We start from the raw sequence: 20,339 nt of genomic DNA on the forward strand, positions 1-20,339 counted from the left end.
ATAAACAAGGATATTATTGTTATATGTGATTAAGGGTGGTGAGAGCCCCTACTCTGGGCAGGAGCCCAACCGATACGGCTCATTAACCAATATTATGTGTTCCCGAGACATCTTGGATAGTGATTCTCTGGTTACTGAGGATAGGATCGTTCTCAATATAGTTTTTGATCCAGGTGTATGAATGACACCAACACAGAAGAACACTGTAGTTCTGCGTCATGTCTGCAACCAGTTTTGCCAAAGATTTTTCATTCTCATCACTAATGTAGCCTGATGACGTTTGACCTGAAAGGTTCTTATAGTGGTAGTCAACACCTGAGCCTGTAGCTCGCGTTCTTTGATCGCCTTCCGCGAATATGTAGCCATCCCTATCGTTGCCAATAGGCTTTCCGTTTTCATCGCCATGGCATCCACCGACGACATAAAGGTTGTTTCTTCTGGAGAGCAAATCTTGGATATGCTCATCATTTTCAAGTTGATTTGTCGTTTGGCTGTACGCATAAATGGTAAGCATATTTTTTTCCTATCTTGTTGGGTTTATGTATTAAAGAGACGTCATTTTCGTTAAAAAAACTGATTGGCTGTTCTGGCACCGACGGCGGCCATCTGAGTGATCGCGTTAGCGGTGGCTTGCATCTGAGTGGCCCCGGTATGGGTAAACTCACGGACCTGAAGTTTTGACAGTGCAGACAGATCGCGCAGGCCGTCAAGGTTGAGGCTCAGTGCCGAGGATAACGTGGTGCTGGTAGACACTTTGGGGTCGACACGGTCAAGATAGCGTTGATTACTCATGGTTCTCTCCTTTATTCATAAGCGGTAGCGTATCGCTACCCGCCATGGGTCAGTTGCCGCCGTCCAGAATATAACTGGCTGCTTTAGCACCCGCCGCCGCCATCTGGGTAATGGCGTTTGACGTTGCCTGCATCTGGGTGGCACCCGTGTGGGTAAATTCACGGACCTGCAATTTTGACAGCGCGGACAGATCGCGCAGCCCATCGATGCTCAGGCTTTGTGCCGAAGATGCGGTTGTTTGGTCTGCCACTTTAGGGTCAACACGATCGCGGTAAGGCGCCGCTTCAATGGCTTGCCCCGCTCCTTGAGGTGCACCTGTGCTGCCGCTGTCTGTTGGTGAATTGTCGTCACTCATACTGAGATTCCTTTTATGGGTTGGTGTGTGGTTTGGGTGTCCGTGAGCTTGACGTCGGACACCCTTCATCAAACCATTGCTCCTGTTGACTGATAATCGTGAACTGTTTCTCTATGAGGAAAGACGGATTGGCTCACTGTCTTTTGGGCGCAGAGAAATACCGGGTGCACTGAACATACTGCGGTGAACTTCATTATTGAGGGTGAACGTCAGACTGTCTTTCTGGCAGGCCACCCGGCTGAACAAACACACAGCATCAATGTTGTTGGGCGTCGTCGGGGCGGGGAATACTTGGTAGCGACAAAGCTGAAGGCAAACGTGGTGCAAGTTTGCCTCACTGAGAGGCGGGGTGTCTGCCATGTTAGCGATGGTGCCTTTACTAAGCGATATACGAGTGTGTTCCCCTTCGGCGACGCGTTCGCAGGAAGACGCTGCGATGACAAAGATATGCTGCAAGATGGCACTGGCCAGTTGATCCAGCTGTTTTTCATCAAGGGGCCCTTTGGATAACTCACGGTGTCTCATTACATGCCCTCTTTAGTGGAAAAGACCACATCACCACGAAGCGGACGGGGCAACCACGATGAAGTGTTTCCTTGTTATGGAGCCGCCCAGCGACGCGTTTTAATAGGGAAGGGGATCAGGCTGATAATGGTATAGGTTGGCATCTAGGATCAGGTCCGTGTTTAGACTGCCTGTGATATCCCTGTGCGAGATAATCTTCCTGTTGTTACCTTCATTCTTTTCTTGTCTCTTTTCTTACCGCTGGGGTGCAAAAATACTGCCCTGAGCAATGCCGAAGACGTGCCTGTCCCGGTCACGGAATACCCGGATAACAGCAACTCTTTATCGGTGACGCTGCGCTTTCATGCGCTGGATGCTGAGCAGATGTTGGCTGAGCTTCGCGATCTGGAATGTTTGTTAGTGACCGCATATCAAGCGATGCTGACTGGCACTTTGAATGACCAACAGCGACAGGCACTGGTGAATTTACCCGCCATCACCGATAGCAGTGAGGCTGGCGACGGTGCGATCCCGGCCAACATCAGAGAGACGCTGACAACCTTGCTGTCGCCGTTTCCTCCGCGTGAGCCGCGTGAATTACACCCTGAATGGGCAGCGGAAACCTGTCATCTGTTCAGGCGTCCGATCCCGGGTCTTTATCCATCTGACGATGCCGACAATGCCCGGACTGACAGCGACGATCCCAATCAGGTACCGGTATTGACTTTACTGGGGCTCGGTGAAATTGCCTTCACCTTGTCAGACTGGGAGACAATGGACTACCCGGGCCGCTCACTGTTCTTTCCGCTGGCATCGTTGGCGCCTGCAATGGCTGAGCAGGAAAAGGGGCTGTTATCCCGTGAGCGTTTACCCGCTGGCAGCGACATCATAGACAGGGCAAGGCATGAAGAAAGACAGCGTTTGCTCAGCGCCCTGTTTCGCCAATTTCAGGCGTTGTTTGCCCGCAAGCCTGTTTGCCTGATCCCCGAGTGTGATGAAGCGGCCCGCCTGCAGCAGTGGCTTCCCTTGTTTGAACAACACAGCTCGACCATATTCCCGACACACTGGCTGGCTGCGCAGGCGTTTACCGAGTCGACCCTGAACCCAGAGGCGGTCTCTTCCGCCGGGGCGGTGGGGTTGATGCAACTGATGCCCGAGACCGCCAGAGACATGGGAGTGCGTGATATCTGGAGCCCACAAGATAACGTGCGTGGCGGCGCCAAATATAACCAGTGGTTGTATCGTCACTACTGGAAACGACTTCCTGCCAATCAGGCCCGGGCCTTTACTCTTGCCTCTTACAATGCCGGTATTGGCCATGTCCTGGATGCGCGTCGGCTGGCGGCCCGTGACGGACAAGACCCGGATAAATGGTTTTCAGAGTATGGCCAAAAAGGGGTGGAGGACTACATTGTCCAACTGTCACAAAAGGCGATCTATCAACTGCCCATTGTGCGCTACGGCTATTGCCGGGGCGAGGAAACCAAACACTATGTCAGACAGGTTTTCCACAAAGCAGCGGAATATCGCCAGCAGGATAACTAACTTGGTCTAGGTCACCGGAAATGTTTCCCGCTAGTGTGTGGGATGTAAAGCCGGCATTATCAGGGTGACTCTGTTGGCGACAGGTGCTCGATGTCGCAGTTGGTAGTAAACAGCACACTGGTATTTACTGCATGCCCGCTTGGCTGCGGGCTTTTTTTACCTTTGAGCGGTCAACAGGGCAGGGTAGCGTGGGCTTATTTGCAGATCAGGCAGAAGTTGACCAGCTGGCCTTCAACGCTTTGCTTTTGGCTCAGTAAAACCAGCGCGGTGATGGTGGTGGTGTTGCCATCGACGCTGACTTCGTACAGCAGGCGCATATCAGCAATGTTGGCCTCACGGATCTCGGTGATCCCAAGCTCAAGCAGTGATTGGGAGCGGGCATACAAAAACGGATCGGAACTGACCTTTTCCTCAAAGGTATCAAGAATAGCTTCTATCTTCTCAATGGCATGGTTTTCGCTGCTGTACTCAGCGTAATGCTCAATCGCCAGGGCGGTGGTTTGCTCAAAGGTCTGGGTGTACTCAATGACAGTCGGCATCTCAGTCTTGTGTTTTCCGTGCTGCCAGACGCTCTCTAAATGAGGCTGACGACGACACCCGGCCCTCTTTTTTATCGTTCTTACCAAAGCTGACCATTTTTAGCAGCGCAATTGCCTCATCACGCTTTTTACGCGCTTCATAAGATTCAATCACATACGCGGGAATGCCGTTTTGGGTGATGGTCATCGGCTCATCGAGTGACAGGTTGGCAGCGTGTTTTTTGAGATAGCTGATGGTTTCAACGGCCATAATGGTGTCTCCTTCTGTGCCTGTATACAGGCGTTGATTGATTAAACAGTAACAGCCCCGTTCGAGATGGTCAATATTAAGTCTGAATTTAGACTTTTGGCGATAAGCTGGCCAAAGAGGCGTGCGTTAGCTAACAAAAACAGAGCGATGTTTCTTACTGCAGAATGCCTGATCTGTGCGTACGATTTTATTCTTCTCTTTTCCAATTTGTATTTTATTAAAAATAAACTAGTTGAAGTTGGTAAATAGTAATAAAGATTATTGATTCGTATTTATATTAGTGTAATCCACTGTAATGGCCGTTAATAAAATACCCGCTAGTTTAATTGTTAAGCCATAGGTAATTGCTGTCATCTATGTGTGAATATTACTTTTAAATAAAGCTATATTCTGCTTAATCACTATTCGCCTTGATGTTAATGACATATTTCCCCAATATCTGTGGACATATTGGGGGGAACACTTTTTATTATTGAATCAGTAAGGATTTAAGAATGACTAAACACATCGTATTACCAGAAACCAGCAATCATGCACCGGCGGTCGCTGTGAATCTTCAGGCGCAGTTACTCGTTAGCTGGATTGGTGTAGGCAATGACCAAATTAATTTTCTGGTGAGCAATGATGGCGAGAACGTTGCTGATAAGGTAGCGCTTGATGAAACCTCCTCCAACGCACCAGCCGTGACCTGCATGCACGGAACCTATTATGCGGCCTGGACGGGTGTCGGCAATAAGTTGCTGAATGTGTTTAAATCTGACGACGGCCGTCACTGGACTAAAAAAGTGACCCTACCAGAATCGTCAGATTCTGCGCCAGCCTTGGTTGCCGTTGGCAACACGCTGTTCCTTGCATGGCGTGGTACTGACAATAACGCTATCAATGTGCTGGAAAGTATCGATGGCGATCACTGGACCAATAAGCAAACCTCAGATGAGACAACAACCAGCGGTCCGACGCTGGGTGCCCTTGGTTCGGTATTGTTTGTGGGCTGGCGAGGTGAAGACGATAAACTCAACGTGATGCAACGTGAGATTTCAAGTGGTCAAGCGCTTGGCCAAAAAGTCACCCTCGATGAGAAGACAACGGCGCGTCCTTATCTGGCATCTGTGGGTAATGAGTTGGTCCTAGCATGGCAGGGAACAGGCAATCACTACCTGAATTCTGTCAGCTCAAATGATGGCCTGACGTTTAGTGATACACAGACAATTGAATCACAATCGAGTTATGGGGGTGTTGCAGCAACCAATTATAAAGACGAAGTCTACTGGGTATGGACTGGCACCAATGCTGATCATAATTTAAACATCTCACCTAACAGTGCGATAAGCTAATTACTATTAAAAAGGACAAGAACTATTTTCTTGTCCTTTTATGTTATTTAATTTCTTTATATTCACGGTAAATAAACATGTTTTAATCAATCATATTCTCATCTTTTTTTAATAAGAAAGTAAATGAGAATACGTTTATTTATTCCAATGCCTTTTTACCGTCGCAATACCCAGCCCGAGTGCGGTCGCCGTTTTTGACTGACTCATTCCCTGTTCCCGGCACTGTTTGACCTTAGCGGTGGTCGCCACCGCTTTGGGCCTGCCGAGCTGCTTGCCTTCCGCCCGAGCCCGAGCTAAGCCTTCTTGTGTTCGCTCCCGGATCCGGTTTCGCTCAAATTCTGCAAATGCGGAGAACATCTGCAACATTAGCCGTCCTTCGGCAGAGGCCAAATCCTGCACTGGCAGATCGAGGGACACCAGATGGATACCTTTTTGCATCAGCATCTCTATGGTTTGTTGGATGTCGATGTTATCGCGGCCAAGGCGGTCCAGTTTCAGAACCACCAATGTGTCGCCGGGCTCAAGTTTGTGATCGATAAGGGTGCGAAATGCCTGTCTTTGCATTGCCGGTTTTGACCCGCTGACGGTTTCGCTGATCACCCGGTGTGGCTGAATGTCATACCCGTGGTTGCGGATGGCCAGGGTCTGGTTATCCGTATCCTGTTCAAGGGTCGATACCCGGCAATAGGCAAAAATCCGTCCCGACGTGTTTGCTGTCATGATTGCTGTCGTCGCATCAGTGGTGAGAAAATAGGTCTCATTTATAGGTATCAATAATACTCTCTGGTATCATAGTTGAAAATCACTATTTGTTGATACCTCCTGCCCGATCACAAAAATAGGTATCTAAAAACGTACATTTAATAACACCATAGTGGGGATAATTTCGGCGAACACCGACTTTGATAGCTAATTGTGTGTTATGCCCTGCGACAAATCAGGAAAAGTGTAGTTAAATGCACGCAAAATAAGACATATCAAAAGAATTGTTGGCTATAAATGAAAATAGAATGTCCGGAATGTAAAACAGACAATGATGTAGAACATGCAGAGTTATTAACGTGTAAAAAATGCGATGAAAGTTTCAGCGGTATATCGTTCAGCAAACGAAAGTGGATATCAGCAGGCGCGCTGATGTTCGGAAGTATTGTTGGGTACAAAGGATACGATGCCATCCATGCTGACCGTTATCCATTTAGGGTTGAATATGCGATCGCAGATGCCTGTATAAACAGCAGTAAAAATCGACTTCGTGTAAGTCAGTACAAAGATAAGCAACAAGTCTGTCTTTGCGCCGTTGAAAAAACGACAGAGTCAGTTCCCTACAGCGACTACAAAGAAAATGATAACCGATTTTTCAGAGAACTTTTGATTAACGCTAGGGCATGTGGCTAAACCGTGGCAGCTTCAACTGCCACGGTAGACATTACTTTTTAGGGGTGTTTCCACGGCCTTTACCTGATGGCTTGCCTGTGGTACTTGGATAATTTGGGTTCGGGGCTGGTTTGGGTGCTGGCGCAGGTTTACCAGATGATTTAGACATCATTTCTCCTATTTATTTTTGTTTTTATCAGCAGCGCGCTGTGCACGAGCTGCGAATGAATCAGAAGATACTTTTCCGCCATTTTGCTTTGCTTCATTTTTCTGAATGCGAGCAGCGGCTTCAGGGGTCATTTTGTTTTTTGTGTCAGACATGTAAATTTCCTTTCTAATAATTAATGTGCATCTCCGCTGAGACGAGAACACTTTAACCGGGAGCGTGGGGACAAATGGGGACAGTGAGAAAACAAAAAGAAATAAAAAAAGCCTTGGCCCAATTGGGATGGAGTAACACAACGCTTGCTGACCTGGTACATGAAGAAAAATATAACGGAGAAATCGAAGCTACCCGGGAGGAATTGAAGAAGCAGAGTGAGGCCATTAAAAAGCACTTACAACGTAAGACTACGTCAGAGGACTTGTTAGAATTTTACCTTAGGGTTATCCATCAACATCCTGATTATCAAAATCTTGGTCTAGATACCGTTCTGCCATCCTACGTCGACCACGAGTGCTTAGGCCTGGAGCTGTCGATGAAATTGAAGGATCTGTCGAATGATATTGATGAATTGATCGCGTCTGGTTAGGTTGATACGGCAAAGGAATAACGTTTTATAAGGAGTAATATAGAAGGTACCAGCAAGGCAGTGCTCCCGCTTTTCTAGCATGTTACTGTCGACTTGCCAAGGGGCTTGGCGAATATTCGAATAAGGCCAGAGTTAACTGACCACATCGGTCTGTTCACATCGTTCATTCGGCTATTATTTTTTTACTCTCTCCCGTTATCGGGAGAATATATCTGAGTGAAGTCTTACTTGGTTTTACAATACACATGCTCTGCAAAAAGGTCGGCCTGTTTTTATTTTCAGTCTATTTTTGGTGTTAATATATGGCCACTATGTATTGATTACGCAAGGTTTTTTCGAATATTCGCGATTTGTCGGATCCCCAGTCTAAAGCGCTTTGCCACCGTTTTTCTCGACTCGCCATTGTGCAATGCGTGAATAATTTCCCGATTACGACCCTGAATATCTATCTGTCGGGATGTCGGCAGGGTCAGGTAGGTGCCGCCGTATTCCTGGCTGAGCGTGTGCAGGGCATCCAGCGGTAACTCGTCCGACAGTTTGCTGCGTTTGGGGTATTTGGGAATATACACATCCTGCCCGCCAAACGACGAAATCAGTCGATACATGTTGGCGTAGCCAATTAAATCAATCAGCTCTTTCATTAATTCAGGCAGTTTTTCCTTGTCGATATTTTCATGGTGAGAAACCGGGTTGCTTTCCAATTGCATTAATGTACTCCTTTTTAGATAAATGCAGGTAAGAGAGTACGGTTAAGCATACCTTCAGCCGTAGCATGAAACGCTTCCCTGTGTATTGAGCGAATTATTTATGGAGGATGGGTTTCTTTTTCTGCGGACACGAAAATGGGAAAGCAAATAACGCTCGCTGACGGTGATATCCAGCGGATAGTCGACGATATTGTGAGTCATATCCGACTTTATCATCACTATGTGTTAGGAAAATGTAACGGTAATTTAGAGCTGCGTTATTACGAATTCACCGTCAGTGAACTTGCCTGCTGTATTCAGGCCGAGAGCGGAGCGGTCGAGCGGGTAATAAAAGGCCTTTGTCAGCGTTTGCTGACTATAAAACTGCGAAAAGACACACAGAATTTAAACGGGTTCGACTACACGTTATTGTTTAGTCGAGTGAGTTATCGAAATGACCGGATCATTGTTTATCTCAATGACGATGCCCTGGCTTGTATTGATGAGTTCTCTCCCATGCCAGCCTAATGGGGGAGGGGGACGCTAGCGCTCTTCTTTGTCCGGCGAAAACAACAATTCAAACACCACCCAGAGCACCCCAAACGTCGGCACTGCTGCCAGCAGGGTGCGCCTTGGGAACCCCGCGCTGAAAAGCCGCTTGCTGCACACGGCCAGCGCACTCCAGATAATGGCCAGCTGCACGGGCAGGGCGATCACTGCGGTGACAATTTCAGCGGTTGGCCAAATATCATCGAGAAAGTCCATCTCATACACCTGCACCAACAAGCGCGCACCCACTTGCAGCGCGAAGATTGGCAACATGAAATGAAGCCAGAATTGTTGCCGGGTTACCGTGCCTTTGAAATCAAAGTAAAGAGAGCCCCATTTACCAAGCATGTGATCACCTCTGAGATTAAAAACGCCCCGTTGGAATGTGTCCACCGGACGCGGGTTGCTCGCCTTGTTGGAGGTGACGGCTTTGGTCGTGGTGATTATTTTGATCGCGTTTATCGCGACGGTAAGGCGTCATCACGGCTTGCGCGTGTTCACTGCTCAGCCAGCGATTCACGCTGTCGCGCAGCATGTTGTTGTCTTGTTGGGCGAGGGCAAACACAACGTTGCGGGAGGGGCCAAACACATACTGGGTATTGAGATTCTCCCTTTGGCCAAAATGACCACTGACGATGTGCTCCTCGGCGAGAGTCAGGTCAATGGTGCCGGTACTGACGCCGTCAATGAGTTCGAGTATCGACAGGTTTTTCTGCGACACCTGCACGGTCAGCTCGGGTTTACCGTCCAAAGGGGTCGGCATGGTGTTGCGTTTTAGGTAAACGCCGTTTTCTCGTGCGGCCTCAAAGAGGGTGAAGTAGTAGTCCTCATCCGCTGGCAGGGTCAGCTCTCGGCCATCGAGCTCTGACAAACTGGAGGCGGCGAAGGCACGGCGCTGTACCAGGACCTTGCGGGTTTCAAACAGAACATCGCTGAAATCGACCCCGTCGACGGCGGCGTCTGACGGCGACAACCCGGCGGTGGCGATGTCCACTTCCCCCCTTGCCACCATCGCCACCGCATCCTCTGCAGAGCCTGCCTTGATAAAAAGGATGCCCAGTCCGTGATCGTCTGCGTATGCCTCCAGTAAGTCACATTCCAGCCCGCCGACTTGTTGGCGATAAAAATAACAGCCAATGCCGTTCAGGGTCGCCGCGACCTTAAGGGTGTTGTCTTCTTGGCCACCAAACAGACGGTGCTTGTTCATCACCAGTGCCGTGGCCGCTGTGATTATCAGTATCACGCTGAGGGTGATCAGTAAGTATTTGCGCAAGGGTGTGTTCATGGTTGCTCCTGAAAATTGTTCTCGGCGGAGCGTATCGACGGGGGGGGCTGGCAGGCATGGGGAAAAACTGCCCGTATTGCCGCGCAGGCAGGTGAGACAGGGAAGTGCTTCCTGATTATCAGAGTTCGCGCTGGCCCCTAGAGTGGGTATGTCCATCAAACAGGACATTTCACTGATTAACTAAAGGAAAAGACTATGTCTGATAATAATGCAGTAGACGGCATCGAGCCTTCACCGTACCGCGATCGTGTTGACCCAAAAGTGTCTGACCAAACAACCAGCTCTTCAGCACAGAGCCTCAACCTGGACGGTCTGCGTGATCTGTCTGCACTGTCAAAGCTTCAGGTGCGTGAATTCACCCACACGGGTGCAACGCAAATGCAGGCGACGTCAAATGCAATGACACAAATGGCTGCTGCCGGTGCCAAAGCCGTTAACTACATCATGGAAGGTGGTAGTAAGGCGTAACGGCTCTCGGGCAGCAGCCAGCGTTGCTGCCCGAACCTTGCAAGGAGTGGTGAATGACTCATTATCAGTATATTGGCCAGCGCGCCCCGGCGCGACAGGATGGGATGACGTTTTCTGCCCATCAGCTGCTGTTGCTTGATGCATTGCGTGACGAAGCCATGATGTCAAAAGTTCAGGTGCGTGAACACAACCACACCAGTGCCATTATGATGCAGGCATCGGCGAACAACACCCTCCAGATGGCAGCAGTCGGCGCGCGTACTGCGTTTCCCTTGCTGTAACACTCGCCAGAAAAACTGGCGTCAACAATGAGGTCTCATGCCATGGCCAAGCCGGAAGATACCCCGGGTCTTCGCGAAATGTCTGAGAATAAAGGCAACCTGATTGACCTGATGTCCAGTGCCTATCTCCAGCGTTCCATTAACAATTCAGTGAAAACCACGTTGCAGGATCAGGTTAACGCCCGCAACCAGCGTATGCTGCTGATGACCAAGCAACTGAATAAGATTGTAGATATGTAACAGCATGAAAGACGACAAAGATGCCATCAAAGAAGCCAAGAGGATGTCCTCTTCACTTCTGGTGCAAAATGTCGTCGATCATCTCAGGGATACGGCCCTTCAGTCGACAGCAGTGGCAGGAAAAGCCTTTCAGAAATGGCTGACCCAGCCCGTTAACCTATTCTTTTTATTGATCATCATCGTGGCCCTGCTGCAGCTGGTTTTCGCGATCATTCAGGGGTTGTTGATGGTGCTGCTGTCCAAACTTATGCGTTAGGAGTGTCACATGACAGATAAGACAACACCCAGCTCAGATATCATGCCGCCTAATTTCGATGAATTCCTCGATAAACTGGTCGCCAGTCAGGGGCAGGACACCGCCTTGGTCGATGAAATGACCAAATCGATTTTAGAAAGCTGCAAAGAAATGACGGCAGAGCTATCAGCCTCCTTCGCCGATATCAACACCACTGGGTTTGAAGATGTTGACGGTAAGGGCTCACAGGAAAAGGACAAGGACGATGAGAAAGGAAAAAGACGTTCGGCTTGAGCCGACCCATGAACATATCTCTGATGAAATTATCCGAAACGCGGTCGAATTGCAGGGGCTTCAGGTGTTGCAGGGGGCGGCGGACTCTTGGCGTGATGAGAGGCTCAGTAACATCATCATGAAAAACAAAGCGATGTTGAAGTGGCTGGAAAACCCGGAAGACAAAAGCTGGCCTGCAATGATTGCTCAGATAGGGGCTAACTCAATGAAAGAAGACGTGAAACAGGCCTACGCCCTGGCGCTTGAGCGGGTGGGTAGCCACAAAGGTAATGACTCGCCGCAAGACTGAAGAGATTCCATGACAACGCTCGCGCTCAATGCGGGCGTTGAAGGATTCCCTCATAATTTCTCAAGCCCAGAGTAATGTGTCAGTTGTTGATATTCGAGCTAGTCCATCGATATTGTTGCTCACTGATGACATACCTTTGCCGTTTTCTGACCTTTGTAGTGGTCAACTCATTCCGGACAGTAAGTTAGGCCGATTTTCAGCCTTCGCAGGTGAAAGACCATCATTGTAGCTATGTGGCCTTTCCCAGTTGTAGTAGCTCATTAAGTAATAACTAATATCTTTCGTTGCTTCAGTGAACGATGCGTAGCCTGTCGCGGGAACCCATTCCGATTTTAGGCTTCTGAATAACCTTTCCACCGGCGCATTGTCCCAGCAATTCCCCGGCAACTCATACTTTGTGTCATCCGATAGCGCCAAAGGTGTTGTCTAAACTGACGACTGCCATATTGTGAGCTCTGATCGGAGTGAAACATGACGCCATTTGGTTTACCTCGTTGCTCATACGCCATCGTCAGTGCTTTTGTCACCAGTGCAGAATCAGGCTTTCAGACATCGCCCAGCCGACAACTCGTCTGCGGTATAGGTCAATAACAACGGCAAGATAGCACCAGCGTTGACCAGCACATATGTAGGTAATATCACCGCACCATACTTGATTCGGAGCGTTGACGGTGAACTCACGAGCGAGCAGATTGGGGATGTCTGGCCGTTCAACCGTGGATTGTTTGTAGTTGTACGAGCCAGGTTGTTTGCTGATGAGGTACGCTTCTTTCATCAAGCGGTGAACCTTGAAGCGTCCAATCTGGTATCCAAGTTCACGCATCATATCGACCAGAGTACGACTGCCCGCAGAGCTTCTGCTGAGCGTAAACAGTCGGTTGACCTCACTACGAAGATGCAAGCGTTCAGCATCAATATCATGCCGTCGTTGGCAATGCTCATAGTAAGCTGATGTTGCAACACCAAACACACCGCAGACCCATTCAACAGGCTCTTGCTCCCTCAATTGGTCTATCAGCGTGTACGTTTTAGTTCGTCCGACATCAAGAGAGCAGTTGTAGATTCAAGTGATTATCTACAGTAGCCTTTTTTAGAATCGCCTTTTCTCGTTCTAGTCGATTAATTCTGGCTTCGAGCTCCTGACTTTTCTGCTGCTCAGGCGTTAATGCTTTTGAAGCTGGCGTACTACCGCCGCGCTCTTGTTCAAGCTGTTTAACCCAGCGCCTGAGTACCGTTTCACCGTCATTCAAGGAGCGGCTTGCTTCGGGGGATGGAATAACCTTGGTCGAGCACCAAGCAGGCCGCTTCAAGTTTGAATTCAGCGGAAAATGAATGACGTTGTCTTGTTATGGAACACCTCTTTCTTTGGTGGTGACTTTACCACCTTAAATGGTGTCCGGGTTCATTAAACCACTACACTGTGCGCGGACATAATGAACAAACGCCTTTTGCTCGCACTTGCTATGAAAGTTAGGATTCTTGAGTAACCCGAACACCATCTCATTTTCTCCTCAAGAAAACTCAATCATCATTAAAAAATACTGATCTGTAAGAAATATCAGGAGCCTCCTGAAAGATACTACGACTTTATAAATTATTCTAAATGTCATTATTTACTCATCACTTACAGGGTGACTTATTAAAAATCATCTAGATAAAGGAATAATCGATGAAAAAATTATTAGTATTTTTAGTTGCTGCCTCGGCTCTTTTTTCTACATCAATGACGGCAAATGCGGCAGTCTATGAAGAAGAAAAGCCAAAAGTGAAATGTACTTATAAAAGCGATGGAACTTGGGAGTGTTCAGTCGAATACGAATTTTGATACTTAGATAGAATAATTACCTTTTAAATATTCATATAACCCACACCTTATCTTTTCTTTTCAAAAGGAGTACTCAACGAGTACTCCTTTTATCTCTTGAAAGGGGTTTGTTGCAAAAACTGAAATCGAGCACCAAACTCTAGCTACCTTCCCCTGAACATATGCTCCAATGAACAATCCCCACTTCAAATGGAAACACTTCGCCCCTGAGTTACGCACACCTCAGTGATATGCTTGCCGAAGTAGGGATCGCCGATAACCGTTCGACGTTTTACCGCTGGTTTATTGAGTATTCCCCTAAACTACCTAAGACTCTCAGACACTATCAATTTATTCGCTCTGATTCCTCGTGGCAGCTTGACGAGGCGTATGTAAAAGTGAAGGGAAAGTGGCATTTTCTGTACCGCGCTATTAACAAGCAGGGAGAAACATTGGATTTCTATTTTTCCCAAAAGCGCAATAACAATGCGGCTTATCAGTTTATGAAGCGGGTGCTTCGGTATTATAAAGAAGAGAAGCAGCCAAAGACGCTGAACACAGATAAACATGCCTCCTATGCTTATGCCATCTCTAGTCTCAAAAAGGAGGGCAAACTGCGCAGAGATGTTGATCAACGACAGGTTAAATATCTGAATAATGGCGTCGAATCTGACCACGCACCGATAAAGAAGCTCATCACTTCAGCCAGGGGATTTCGGTTACGAAAACGGGCTTGGTCGAGTATTCAGGGATTCGAATCTTTACGGATGCTGAACAAAGGCCAGTTCGATTTTTGGTTGCGTCATGATGAACGGGACACGCGGGTACGGGAGAGATCCGCCTTCATGAACAAGCTGTTCAATGTGGAGACGGTTTTCGCCTGAATACTGGTATAAAATCAGGCGAATTTACACCACTCGTTTTTTGCAAAAAAAAAAAAAACGAGTGGACTTTCTGGCAACTTTTATGAGATGCCTAATTAATGCTTTATTTCGGCTACATTTGTGCTGTTTTAATGCATCATTTTTGCATTACCCTGCTTTAGATATGCTTTAGATATGCTTTAGATATGCTTTAGATATGCTTTATCTTGCTTTAGGCTGGGTTGATGAATGCTTTATGCCTGCTTTATTTTGAGAGAAACAGGCACGATGGGGACGTATGACAAACGCGACTGCGTCGCTGTCATCCATCCCGCGTGCCAAAGGGGAAAACCCTTTGAAACCCCGGTCACTCCCGCTTCTAATTTTGCTGAAAAATGGTCTTTCTCCGGCGGCCCTGTTGCATGTGTTTCTCTTTGAACGTTCTTACACGGGCTCTGTCTTTTTCCCGTTTGTAGTAAATGGTGCCGAGTGTCCTGACGACTTCGTCCGGAGTCATTTCTTGCGTCTGCTTCATGAGTTCAGTGACCGTCAGGGGTTTGTCCCCTGACCGGATCTGGTCGCCGTTCTATATGGGGGGAATGATGTCCGCCGATAGCCCTGTCTCCCAGAGGGCAGGGTAGTCAACGTTCAAGATACTGGTCGAAAAAGACTGTATTTGCTTGCTGCCGCACAGGCGCTTCGCGCCGCCTAGCAGGGCGTGGACCGGATCCAATTTTGATCCTGTCAGACGCTTTTGATCGTGATAAAGGCGTTGCGGATTTAGAAAATTCGTTTGCGAGAATTAAATATTTTCGCATTCTTAACATATGCATGACAGGCAATGTAGTGTCTATGCCAGCATGGTATTGCTGGCATTTATGTCAATGTGGCTACCGATGCACTACTGGATAAAATACATACAGATTAATATTCAGGTAATGCAACATACTGCTTTGTTTTGCTTGACCAAATCAATAAGACTGTTCCAATAAACAATATCCCCAAACCTAGCATCAAACTTCCAGATTCAATTGGCATAAACTCAAAGAACAAACCAAATATCAAGCTACCCAGCGCTCCGCCGGCAGAACCGATGGTAAACCAGTAACTAATCACCTTGGCCACATTATGTTCAGCAACGTTTTTCTGGATCACGGTCAAAAGTGGTATGTCTATCGTTGCAGCGGCTATGCCGACAACAAAAGCTCCCGCCATCAGACCTAATTCAGGAATGGGTAACCAGAAACTTGATGTAATCAGGAGGACACCAATCCCCAGTAATCCTTCACAGAGAAAAGTGAACACTAAAGGTCGGCGCAGTGTCAGTTTTCCAACCACTAAGTTTGCGATAAACTCACTCATACCGTTGACAAACATCAAAGCCCCATAGACCCATTCAGGCTCTTCAGGTGAGTCAGCACAACCAAGGGGATCAATATTTGTAAGACACCACGCCAGAAGAAGGTAAAAATACCATACGTAATAACGCGTATATGCATTACAGAGTTAGAGCGCATTTCTTGGTATCCGGAGAGTAATTCAGCCAAAAGCGAAGGTTTACTTTCAGTTTTGGTAGGCGTTGTATCTTGAAGTTGTTTAGGCAAAGCTAACAACAATAAAAAAGATAAAACAAAGAATACTGTGATCACCAAAAACACATAGTTGACCAACTGTAGAGGCATCAGTAATGCTAACAATCCAGATCCCATAAAGTATGCAGGCCAAGTGATCGTCTGTATCAATCCGTTGGCTAACTGAAGTTCTTTTTCTGCAACCAGTTTGGGAATCACGGCTTTTGATGCTGGGACAGATATAGCAAAAAGCGTTGAAACAATGACACCAAAGCTCATTAGCACCCATATATTTGTCATCTCGTACCAAAACAACACGAACAATGAGAGCATAAAGACCGCTCGGATTATTTCTATAGCAACTAAATAGGTACGCTTATTCATCCTATCGCTCAGCAGCCCACCGATAGGGCCTAAAAAACCTCGTGATAGTGTGACGGCAAAGGTTATTAAACCTAACTCCCAAGGTGACGCTTCAAGAACGACAGCAAAATATACTACTGCGACCGCCAGTAACCCATCACTCAGGTTACTCAATATCTGACTAATAAGAAAAGGCAAATAGACCCGAGATCTCATCAGTTGTAAGTAGCCCGTCTTTTCCATCTTAAATCCTTATAATTCCCTTAAAGCTTGGTATTGCTGGACAAGCGACTTTTCCAACTCGAGCAGTTCTAGACATCGAGTTTTTAGGCTTGCAACATTTAATTTTCCGGTAATTTTTGAACGCAGAAGCATGCTTCTAATTCTCTCGGCACTGTCTGATGCTCTCTTGGACAAATGGTAAGCCTCTATTTGTCCATATTGCTTTGAGATATATGCAGCAAAGCAGATTCGAGAGCCAGCTCGCCATTTGGTGTTGGAGGGGTTACCGTAACGATAATTCGCGCCCTCTGACTTTCCTTTACTTCCATTTTATTTCCCATGTAGCCCTTTGACGGGTCTTATTGCAAAAAATAGTCAAGGGTAAATTTATCAGTGCAAGGTCATGTTTTTTCAGGTGGTACTTCAAGAGTCTGCGAGCTAGGAATACCTTGCTAATACAGCTTGTTAACTGGCAACTTCGTAGGCGGTGGTTTGCATCATCGCGCTGCCAAGGGGGTGATATTGACTGCCTGTTTCGCCGTTTAACAGGGTGCGGCTTTCATCAATCATCGCCTGCGCTTTGACCTCTTGAGTCAGTGTGGGTAAGCCATCGAGACAGATTTCACTGAAGCCTTTTTCCATGCTCCATTGGGCGAGCCAGGTAGTGAACTGACTGGACGGTATCTCGGCAAGTTGTCTCTTTTCTTGCCCTTGTGAGAGTGTCAGTCCGTGGCTATCTTGCGCCACGTAGACGGTGTTAAACATACGCTCCAATGGGTTTCCCCGATGCTCAGCGGGAATAAACAGCACGTCAAAGCGCTTTGCCCAATGGGCAAAAAAGCCTGTTTTGTCATAAGGGATGGTCGGGTTGATGGTGCCATCGGGCGCCATCGCGAGCAAGCTGCTGATCCACGGCCGTTTATAGCGGATGAGATGGTAAAGGCCGCGGTTGAGCGCCTTGATAGCGTCGTGATTGCCGTGGATGACGGCAATACCTGCTGCCTCGCACAGCGCGATGTTTTGTTCGGTGACAGCCGCCGACGGATGAGAGTTGGCAAAGTAGCAGTGCTCAATGCCGTGAGCGACCATGGTGATTGTGTCGGCTTGCTCCAGTGTCGGCTCCATTAACAGCCACAGTTCATCGCCTTCTCCCTGATAGCTGTCGAGCTGCGTAAAGATGCCAATACCGTATTCATAAAATTGTGTCTGAAGCGCCCGTTGTTTGGTGACAATGGCGGCTTGTCTTTTTCCTGGCTTACTTAACAGTGTCTGACCGCTTGAATAGAGGAGAGTTAAAATACGATTTTCTGGATTGCTCATCATGCGGTCGCCTTATTCTTTTGATGCACACAGTGTAAATAAGTGGCGTGGATCGCACCCTGCAAGTTCTGACAGGTTGGTGACGGAGAGTACTGTCAGCGCAGAAAAAGCGGCGTGGTTGTTTAATGTTTATCCAACGACGCAGCAACATTCATCAGGGACGATACAAAATGTTACACGCTATCTCACAACAAAGAACGACGATGCCTCTTTCAATGCTCTCAGATGTTCACAGCCTGAGATATAAAGTCTTTCACCAGCGCCTCAACTGGCAGGTGCCAGTGAACGGTGAGCTTGAAGTGGATGAGTATGACGAGTTGGACCCGACATTTATTGTGTCTCAGGGGGAGTGTGGCGATGTGGTCGGTTGTATGCGTCTTTTGAAAACCACTGGACCTTATATGCTGGCAGATACCTTTCCTCAGTTATTGGGCGGAAAAGCAGCGCCACGAGATAAAAACATTCTCGAAATCAGCCGTTTTGCCACCATGAATGCACAGCTGCAGCATAACACCAAAGGGATCAGTGAAATCACCTACTCGTTGCTTCAAAAAGCCTATCTTCATGCTGTGAATGAAGGGGTAGATGCGTATGTGATGGTCACGACCACTGCTATCGAACGTTACCTGCGTCGCATGGGGATCACTACTGAACGTCTGGCTGACAGCCAGGACATCGGTGGGGTTAATTCTGTTGCTTTGTACTTACACATTGACCAGCGTTTTCAAGCCGCAGTTTTCCGTCCGTCGACGCCGACATTGCTTCACTGAAAATGTCTGTGCCTACGTATTGCCTTCAGGCGTGACTGCTCGCAAATATATACTGACACAAATATAAATATTTGTTTAATTTGACATTATAAATTTAACTGTTCCTCTACACAGAGAGGAACAGTTATGTACATGGATATCGAAAAGTGGGTGATGCGAAGCCAGCAAATTCACTCAAAACGCCAGCTCGAACACTTTTGTATCGAATTTGGTAAAGAGTTCGGTCTCAAGAATTATCTTCTGTGTGTCTTTACCCCGACCCACCTTCAGGAAGCAGAACTGTTCATGGTGAATAATTATCCATCAGAATGGTTAACCCGCTACTTTGAACACTCTTATAAGCATACCGATCCCGTTGTGATGCATTGCCTGAACGGCATTACGCCGATCCTTTGGCAAAATACGGAAGTGATTTGTCAGGTCAAGCCTGAGTGCGACATCAACATCATGTATGAAGCGCAGGAGTTTGGCCTGCAAGACGGTATTACGGTGCCGCTTCGTGGCATGGGCGGTGAGTTCGGCCTGTTCAGTTACAGCACAGATACCGTGATTGGCATGGATGATCAGATGCAAATTTCCTCCATCATGCTGGGTATTGTGCCGTTTCTTTACGAGGCTATTTCCCGCATTCAAGCCAAAAAGTCAGGTGTCGATATCAAGCTGACCCAGCGCGAACTCGAATGCATGAAGTGGACAGCAGAAGGTAAAACCGCCTGGGAAACGGCGCAGATCCTCGGCGTCTCTGAACGCACAGTCAACTTCCACGTCAATAATGTCATCGAAAAGATGGGCGCGTCTAACCGCCAGCATGCCGTGGCAAAAGTGTTGCTGAAAGGGCATCTGTTGCCATCGATTTAAACAGCTAAATCTGACCTTCCTTTTAACACGTTATTTATCCGCCATCGGTTAAATAACGTGTTCTTGCTTCTTATTACCCCAATCCTCTTCTTATCACTTTTACCCAATTTTATTTAAAATAACGCCAGTTAGTATAAAAATATTTTGCTATCAAATTTAACGTGTGGATACACTGTCATAACTAACAGGTTAGGGCCTGAGATTATATATTTATAGGGTGTCAATAAGGAAGTGTTTTACCTGATAGTTATAACAGGTAATACCTACAATTATCTTATTATTAACCTAAACATTCTGTCATAACTGACATTGAAGAATAGCTTTTTACTACCATTTTTAATTTTATTTGCTCATTTTATTTTTATTTCCTTACGCTGATATATCTTACAGCTTATTCGTTCGCGTAAATTATTTAATTATATATCCGACCTAAGGGAACAGGACTTATTACACCCCTTTACTCTGAATTAAATACTTTATTACGGATAGCATTATGACAAAGAAAAAAGTAGTAAATAAAATCACATCAGATTTATCGGCAAGTTACAACCTGGACTTTGAAATTCTAGAAACCAGCGACGCGACTGCACTGGAGGAGATGGGCGCATCTAGCACTATCTTTGCCGGTTCAACGTGTTCAAAGGAAATTCACTAAGGAGACACACCATGTCACAACAAAACCCACAAACAGTAAAAGACATCAACCTGGACTTTGAAGTGTTAGAAGCGAATGAAGCGACTGCACTGGAAGAAATGGGCGCATCAAGCACTGTAGGTGCCGGCTCAACGTGCAGCA

The 20,339-nt window shown here is 47.2% G+C and carries 36 protein-coding genes and 1 pseudogene; 18 read left to right on the top strand and 19 right to left on the bottom strand.

The window, feature by feature from the left end; all coding sequences use genetic code 11:
• Positions 1-82 precede the first annotated feature (82 nt).
• The 4 genes from CS022_RS21285 to CS022_RS21300 form a co-directional block, all read right to left on the bottom strand.
• A complete protein-coding gene (locus CS022_RS21285; RefSeq protein WP_129123944.1) occupies positions 83-514 on the bottom strand; it encodes a hypothetical protein in 432 nt (143 codons plus the stop codon).
• Positions 515-564: 50 nt separating this feature from the next.
• Positions 565-792, bottom strand: coding sequence for a hypothetical protein (locus CS022_RS21290; RefSeq protein WP_129123945.1), 228 nt, complete (start codon positions 790-792; stop codon positions 565-567).
• A gap of 49 nt (positions 793-841) precedes the next feature.
• Complete coding sequence (locus CS022_RS21295; protein WP_129123946.1) at positions 842-1,147, bottom strand: hypothetical protein; 306 nt, start codon at positions 1,145-1,147, stop codon at positions 842-844.
• Between the two features lie 111 nt (positions 1,148-1,258).
• Positions 1,259-1,672, bottom strand: coding sequence for a hypothetical protein (locus CS022_RS21300; RefSeq protein WP_129123947.1), 414 nt, complete (start codon positions 1,670-1,672; stop codon positions 1,259-1,261).
• A gap of 183 nt (positions 1,673-1,855) precedes the next feature.
• Between CS022_RS21300 and CS022_RS21305 the strand changes: the two genes are divergently transcribed.
• Positions 1,856-3,196, top strand: a complete 1,341-nt coding sequence (locus tag CS022_RS21305; RefSeq protein ID WP_129123948.1) for a transglycosylase SLT domain-containing protein — start codon at positions 1,856-1,858, stop codon at positions 3,194-3,196.
• 194 nt (positions 3,197-3,390) lie between these two features.
• Here the strand turns inward: CS022_RS21305 and CS022_RS21310 are convergent, their stop codons facing one another.
• Complete coding sequence (locus CS022_RS21310) at positions 3,391-3,735, bottom strand: type II toxin-antitoxin system RelE/ParE family toxin (protein WP_129123949.1); 345 nt, start codon at positions 3,733-3,735, stop codon at positions 3,391-3,393.
• Position 3,736: 1 nt separating this feature from the next.
• Entirely contained in the window at positions 3,737-3,985 is a 249-nt protein-coding gene (locus CS022_RS21315) for a type II toxin-antitoxin system Phd/YefM family antitoxin (protein ID WP_129123950.1), read from the bottom strand.
• A gap of 494 nt (positions 3,986-4,479) precedes the next feature.
• Here CS022_RS21315 and CS022_RS21320 point away from each other — a divergent pair, with 494 nt between their 5' ends.
• Positions 4,480-5,319 carry a hypothetical protein gene (locus tag CS022_RS21320; protein WP_129123951.1) on the top strand — a complete coding sequence of 280 codons (840 nt, stop codon included), beginning with the start codon at positions 4,480-4,482 and terminating at the stop codon, positions 5,317-5,319.
• Between the two features lie 135 nt (positions 5,320-5,454).
• Here CS022_RS21320 and CS022_RS21325 read toward each other — a convergent pair whose 3' ends face one another.
• On the bottom strand, positions 5,455-6,039 hold the full coding sequence (locus CS022_RS21325; RefSeq protein WP_129123973.1) for a recombinase family protein: 585 nt from the start codon (positions 6,037-6,039) through the stop codon (positions 5,455-5,457).
• Positions 6,040-6,318: 279 nt separating this feature from the next.
• On the opposite strand from CS022_RS21325, the gene CS022_RS21330 reads away from it, so the two are divergent.
• Complete coding sequence (locus CS022_RS21330; RefSeq protein WP_129123952.1) at positions 6,319-6,714, top strand: hypothetical protein; 396 nt, start codon at positions 6,319-6,321, stop codon at positions 6,712-6,714.
• A gap of 156 nt (positions 6,715-6,870) precedes the next feature.
• Here the strand turns inward: CS022_RS21330 and CS022_RS21340 are convergent, their stop codons facing one another.
• On the bottom strand, positions 6,871-7,014 hold the full coding sequence (locus tag CS022_RS21340) for a hypothetical protein (protein ID WP_129123954.1): 144 nt from the start codon (positions 7,012-7,014) through the stop codon (positions 6,871-6,873).
• An 83-nt stretch (positions 7,015-7,097) separates the two neighbouring features.
• Here CS022_RS21340 and CS022_RS21345 point away from each other — a divergent pair, with 83 nt between their 5' ends.
• Positions 7,098-7,445 (top strand): elongation factor Ts, encoded by a 348-nt coding sequence (locus tag CS022_RS21345; RefSeq protein ID WP_129123955.1) that lies wholly within the window; start codon positions 7,098-7,100, stop codon positions 7,443-7,445.
• Between the two features lie 320 nt (positions 7,446-7,765).
• On the opposite strand, the gene CS022_RS21350 is transcribed toward CS022_RS21345, so the two are convergent.
• Positions 7,766-8,152 (bottom strand): Mor transcription activator family protein, encoded by a 387-nt coding sequence (locus tag CS022_RS21350; RefSeq protein WP_129123956.1) that lies wholly within the window; start codon positions 8,150-8,152, stop codon positions 7,766-7,768.
• A 135-nt stretch (positions 8,153-8,287) separates the two neighbouring features.
• On the opposite strand from CS022_RS21350, the gene CS022_RS21355 reads away from it, so the two are divergent.
• Positions 8,288-8,659, top strand: a complete 372-nt coding sequence (locus CS022_RS21355) for a hypothetical protein (protein WP_129123957.1) — start codon at positions 8,288-8,290, stop codon at positions 8,657-8,659.
• Between the two features lie 15 nt (positions 8,660-8,674).
• On the opposite strand, the gene CS022_RS21360 is transcribed toward CS022_RS21355, so the two are convergent.
• Positions 8,675-9,028: a DUF805 domain-containing protein gene (locus tag CS022_RS21360; RefSeq protein WP_129123958.1), complete on the bottom strand. Its 354-nt coding sequence runs from the start codon at positions 9,026-9,028 to the stop codon at positions 8,675-8,677.
• A gap of 16 nt (positions 9,029-9,044) precedes the next feature.
• Positions 9,045-9,965: a transporter substrate-binding domain-containing protein gene (locus CS022_RS21365; protein WP_161569707.1), complete on the bottom strand. Its 921-nt coding sequence runs from the start codon at positions 9,963-9,965 to the stop codon at positions 9,045-9,047.
• A 195-nt stretch (positions 9,966-10,160) separates the two neighbouring features.
• Here CS022_RS21365 and CS022_RS21370 point away from each other — a divergent pair, with 195 nt between their 5' ends.
• The 6 genes from CS022_RS21370 (at position 10,161) to CS022_RS21395 (ending at position 11,772) form a co-directional block, all read left to right on the top strand.
• Positions 10,161-10,433, top strand: a complete 273-nt coding sequence (locus tag CS022_RS21370; protein WP_129123960.1) for a hypothetical protein — start codon at positions 10,161-10,163, stop codon at positions 10,431-10,433.
• Positions 10,434-10,537: 104 nt separating this feature from the next.
• A complete protein-coding gene (locus CS022_RS25010; RefSeq protein WP_161569708.1) occupies positions 10,538-10,714 on the top strand; it encodes a hypothetical protein in 177 nt (58 codons plus the stop codon).
• Between the two features lie 27 nt (positions 10,715-10,741).
• Positions 10,742-10,954 (top strand): hypothetical protein, encoded by a 213-nt coding sequence (locus CS022_RS21380; protein ID WP_129123962.1) that lies wholly within the window; start codon positions 10,742-10,744, stop codon positions 10,952-10,954.
• Between the two features lie 4 nt (positions 10,955-10,958).
• Positions 10,959-11,210, top strand: a complete 252-nt coding sequence (locus CS022_RS21385) for a hypothetical protein (RefSeq protein ID WP_129123963.1) — start codon at positions 10,959-10,961, stop codon at positions 11,208-11,210.
• A gap of 9 nt (positions 11,211-11,219) precedes the next feature.
• Positions 11,220-11,483 (top strand): hypothetical protein, encoded by a 264-nt coding sequence (locus tag CS022_RS21390; RefSeq protein ID WP_129123964.1) that lies wholly within the window; start codon positions 11,220-11,222, stop codon positions 11,481-11,483.
• On the top strand, positions 11,455-11,772 hold the full coding sequence (locus tag CS022_RS21395; protein WP_129123965.1) for a hypothetical protein: 318 nt from the start codon (positions 11,455-11,457) through the stop codon (positions 11,770-11,772). The genes CS022_RS21390 and CS022_RS21395 overlap by 29 nt, the downstream gene beginning before the upstream one ends.
• A gap of 162 nt (positions 11,773-11,934) precedes the next feature.
• On the opposite strand, the gene CS022_RS28295 is transcribed toward CS022_RS21395, so the two are convergent.
• Genes CS022_RS28295 through CS022_RS28310 form a run of 4 tightly spaced genes read right to left on the bottom strand, consistent with a single transcriptional unit; the run spans position 11,935 to position 13,022 of the window.
• Entirely contained in the window at positions 11,935-12,189 is a 255-nt protein-coding gene (locus tag CS022_RS28295; RefSeq protein ID WP_408057292.1) for an integrase core domain-containing protein, read from the bottom strand.
• Positions 12,105-12,281: a DDE-type integrase/transposase/recombinase gene (locus tag CS022_RS28300; RefSeq protein WP_408057295.1), complete on the bottom strand. Its 177-nt coding sequence runs from the start codon at positions 12,279-12,281 to the stop codon at positions 12,105-12,107. Before CS022_RS28300 ends, CS022_RS28295 begins: the two co-directional genes overlap by 85 nt.
• A gap of 14 nt (positions 12,282-12,295) precedes the next feature.
• Positions 12,296-12,778: a DDE-type integrase/transposase/recombinase gene (locus tag CS022_RS28305; protein ID WP_408057293.1), complete on the bottom strand. Its 483-nt coding sequence runs from the start codon at positions 12,776-12,778 to the stop codon at positions 12,296-12,298.
• 37 nt (positions 12,779-12,815) lie between these two features.
• Entirely contained in the window at positions 12,816-13,022 is a 207-nt protein-coding gene (locus tag CS022_RS28310; protein WP_408057294.1) for a transposase, read from the bottom strand.
• Between the two features lie 419 nt (positions 13,023-13,441).
• Between CS022_RS28310 and CS022_RS25015 the strand changes: the two genes are divergently transcribed.
• The 3 genes and pseudogenes from CS022_RS25015 to CS022_RS21410 all read left to right on the top strand — a co-directional run bounded on the left by CS022_RS25015 (position 13,442) and on the right by CS022_RS21410 (position 15,007).
• On the top strand, positions 13,442-13,597 hold the full coding sequence (locus tag CS022_RS25015) for a hypothetical protein (protein ID WP_161569709.1): 156 nt from the start codon (positions 13,442-13,444) through the stop codon (positions 13,595-13,597).
• Positions 13,598-13,766: 169 nt separating this feature from the next.
• Positions 13,767-14,460 (top strand): annotated as a pseudogene (locus CS022_RS21405) (IS6 family transposase).
• Between the two features lie 277 nt (positions 14,461-14,737).
• Positions 14,738-15,007, top strand: a complete 270-nt coding sequence (locus CS022_RS21410) for a hypothetical protein (protein WP_129123966.1) — start codon at positions 14,738-14,740, stop codon at positions 15,005-15,007.
• Between the two features lie 356 nt (positions 15,008-15,363).
• Here the strand turns inward: CS022_RS21410 and CS022_RS21415 are convergent, their stop codons facing one another.
• From CS022_RS21415 to CS022_RS21425, 4 genes are all read right to left on the bottom strand, one after another.
• On the bottom strand, positions 15,364-15,816 hold the full coding sequence (locus tag CS022_RS21415; RefSeq protein ID WP_129123967.1) for an MFS transporter: 453 nt from the start codon (positions 15,814-15,816) through the stop codon (positions 15,364-15,366).
• Entirely contained in the window at positions 15,816-16,616 is an 801-nt protein-coding gene (locus CS022_RS21420; protein WP_129123968.1) for an MFS transporter, read from the bottom strand. Before CS022_RS21420 ends, CS022_RS21415 begins: the two co-directional genes overlap by 1 nt.
• Positions 16,617-16,801: 185 nt before the next feature.
• Complete coding sequence (locus CS022_RS27515; protein WP_268967926.1) at positions 16,802-16,924, bottom strand: hypothetical protein; 123 nt, start codon at positions 16,922-16,924, stop codon at positions 16,802-16,804.
• A 136-nt stretch (positions 16,925-17,060) separates the two neighbouring features.
• Positions 17,061-17,918 carry a hypothetical protein gene (locus tag CS022_RS21425; RefSeq protein WP_129123969.1) on the bottom strand — a complete coding sequence of 286 codons (858 nt, stop codon included), beginning with the start codon at positions 17,916-17,918 and terminating at the stop codon, positions 17,061-17,063.
• A gap of 122 nt (positions 17,919-18,040) precedes the next feature.
• On the opposite strand from CS022_RS21425, the gene CS022_RS21430 reads away from it, so the two are divergent.
• The 4 genes from CS022_RS21430 to CS022_RS28315 form a co-directional block, all read left to right on the top strand.
• Complete coding sequence (locus CS022_RS21430; RefSeq protein ID WP_129123970.1) at positions 18,041-18,685, top strand: acyl-homoserine-lactone synthase; 645 nt, start codon at positions 18,041-18,043, stop codon at positions 18,683-18,685.
• Between the two features lie 126 nt (positions 18,686-18,811).
• Positions 18,812-19,543, top strand: a complete 732-nt coding sequence (locus CS022_RS21435; protein ID WP_129123971.1) for a LuxR family transcriptional regulator — start codon at positions 18,812-18,814, stop codon at positions 19,541-19,543.
• A 493-nt stretch (positions 19,544-20,036) separates the two neighbouring features.
• On the top strand, positions 20,037-20,198 hold the full coding sequence (locus tag CS022_RS25020; RefSeq protein WP_161569710.1) for a thiopeptide-type bacteriocin: 162 nt from the start codon (positions 20,037-20,039) through the stop codon (positions 20,196-20,198).
• An 11-nt stretch (positions 20,199-20,209) separates the two neighbouring features.
• On the top strand, positions 20,210-20,339 hold a 130-nt coding region (locus CS022_RS28315; protein WP_408057296.1), incomplete at its 3' end, for a thiopeptide-type bacteriocin.

Origin of the sequence: Veronia nyctiphanis, assembly GCF_004116385.1 — a bacterium.
Lineage (GTDB): Bacteria > Pseudomonadota > Gammaproteobacteria > Enterobacterales > Vibrionaceae > Veronia > Veronia nyctiphanis.